This window comes from Tahibacter caeni (assembly GCF_024609805.1).
In the GTDB taxonomy this organism is placed as follows: Bacteria; Pseudomonadota; Gammaproteobacteria; order Xanthomonadales; family Rhodanobacteraceae; genus Tahibacter; species Tahibacter caeni.
This window is the reverse complement of record NZ_JANFVR010000556.1, coordinates 1-1,860: the sequence shown is the minus strand read 5'-3', so window position 1 is coordinate 1,860 and position 1,860 is coordinate 1. Positions and strand designations below refer to the sequence as shown.

Below are 1,860 nucleotides of genomic sequence, written 5' to 3'. Positions count from 1 at the left end.
CGACGGCCACCTGCAGGCCGCGGCGCAGCGCCGCGTGGACGCGCTGGCCGGCGAGCGGCCGCGCCGGCCTGCCGACCCAAGCCGTTGAAACTGAAAATTTTTCAGGGCGCTGTCAGGGTTCTTTGATGACCGGGTCCGGACTTTTGACCCTGCGCTGAAGCCGCGGACCGGACGCCGGCGCAGTGTCGGCAACGCGTCGCCGCGCCGCACTGCCGGGCGGCCGACGGCCCTTCCTCGCCGCCGTTCCGGAGTCGTCCATGTCAACGCATTCCTATCGCCGTCTTCCTGTCTCCCTGCTGCTCGCCGGCCTCTGCGGCCTCGCGAGCGCCCCTGCCCTTTCGCTGCCGCTCGGCAGCGGCGGCTGGAGCAACGACATCGCCGCGAACCTGGCCATCGCCGACCGCGGCGGCGAGGAAACCCAGGCCAAGATCCTGCCGCGCGCCGACGGCGGCTTCTACGTCAGCTGGTTCGATAACACCGACGGCGGCTACGACCTGCGCCTGCAGCGCCTCGACGCCGGCGGCCGCGAACTCTGGCTGCACGGCGGCATCCTCGTGGCCGACCGCAGCTACAGCTCGACCACCGACTACGGCTTCTCGGTCGACGCCGCCGGCAACGCGCTGCTGTCGTTCCAGTGCTGCACCCAACAGGCCGCCGACGAGCGCATCGTCGCGGCCAAGGTCGACGCCGACGGCAACCTGCTCTGGAGCGGCGGCCGCGTGCCGGTTTCGACCACCGGCGAGGGCGCGCAGATCTCCTATGTCGCCGCCACGAGCGACGGCGACGCCGTCGTGGTCTGGATGAACGACTCGGGCCAGGGGCGCGCGCAGAAACTCGATGCGACCGGCGCGCCGCTCTGGGGCGCGACCGGCGTGACCCTGCCGGGTCCGGCGACCGGCGCCAAGTTCATCGCCGACGTGATCGCCTCGACCGGCGGCGACGCGATCGTGTCCTGGAGCAACCAGGCCGGCAGCACGCGCATCCTGCGCGCGCAGAAACTCGCCGCGCTCGACGGCGCCGCGCTCTGGGGCACGGACGGCGTCCGGATTTCCGACACCGGCAATCTGAGCGCCGGCTATTTCCCGAAGATGCGCGCCGACGGCGCCGGCGGCGCCGTGTTCGCCTACACCGACTTCATCGGCCTGGCTTCCTCAGCGCGCGCGCAACACCTCGCCGCCGACGGCACGCGGCTGCTCGGCGCCAACGGCGTGCTGCTGACCACGAGCACCGCGCACGGCCACTTCCTGCCGCAGGCCCATTACGACGCGGCCAGCGGGGACATCTACGCCGTCTGGGTCGACAACGTGGTCATCACGCCCGACAGCTACGACGGGCTCTACGCCCAGCGCGTCGACAGCGCCGGCCTGCGCCGCTGGGGCGAGGAAGGCCGCGAGATCGTGCCGATGACGGTCGCCACGAACGGCGCGCAGTCGCTGTCGCAGACCGTCGCACTGCCGGCGCCGGGCGGCTTCGCCGCCGCCTGGGTCACCGGCAACACCTCGGTCAGCGACAACCCGATTCGCGTGCTGCGCCTGGACACGGACGGCCAGCCGCTCTGGCCTCGACCGGCCCTGCTCAAGAGCAGCGCGACACGCACATCGCGCCTGGCCTCGGCGACGAGCACCGCGGGCTATGCGGCGTTCACGTGGTCCGATGCACCGGGCAACGCGGCCGGCGAACTGAACGTGCGCGGACAGAACCTGCGGTACAACGGCATGCCGGGCGACACGCTGTTCCGCGACGGATTCGAGGAGTGAGCGCAGGCGGACGCGCCGCTGCGGCCGCGTGCCCCGCGGCAGCCGGCGACAACGAGGTGCGCCGTGGCCCGGCGCGACGGCGCGTGCTGGCGCTGCTCGTCGC

1 protein-coding gene is annotated in these 1,860 nt (G+C 72.5%); it reads left to right on the top strand.

Going from position 1 to position 1,860, the window contains the following annotated elements:
* Positions 1-257: 257 nt before the first annotated feature.
* On the top strand, positions 258-1,757 hold the full coding sequence (locus NON22_RS23735) for a hypothetical protein (RefSeq protein ID WP_257389453.1): 1,500 nt from the start codon (positions 258-260) through the stop codon (positions 1,755-1,757).
* Positions 1,758-1,860: the final 103 nt, after the last annotated feature.

Bases quoted from the DNA above. Each gene is read 5' to 3' on its own strand.
- NON22_RS23735 (WP_257389453.1), top strand. From the start codon at position 258: ATGTCAACGCATTCCTATCGCCGTCTTCCTGTCTCCCTGCTGCTCGCC.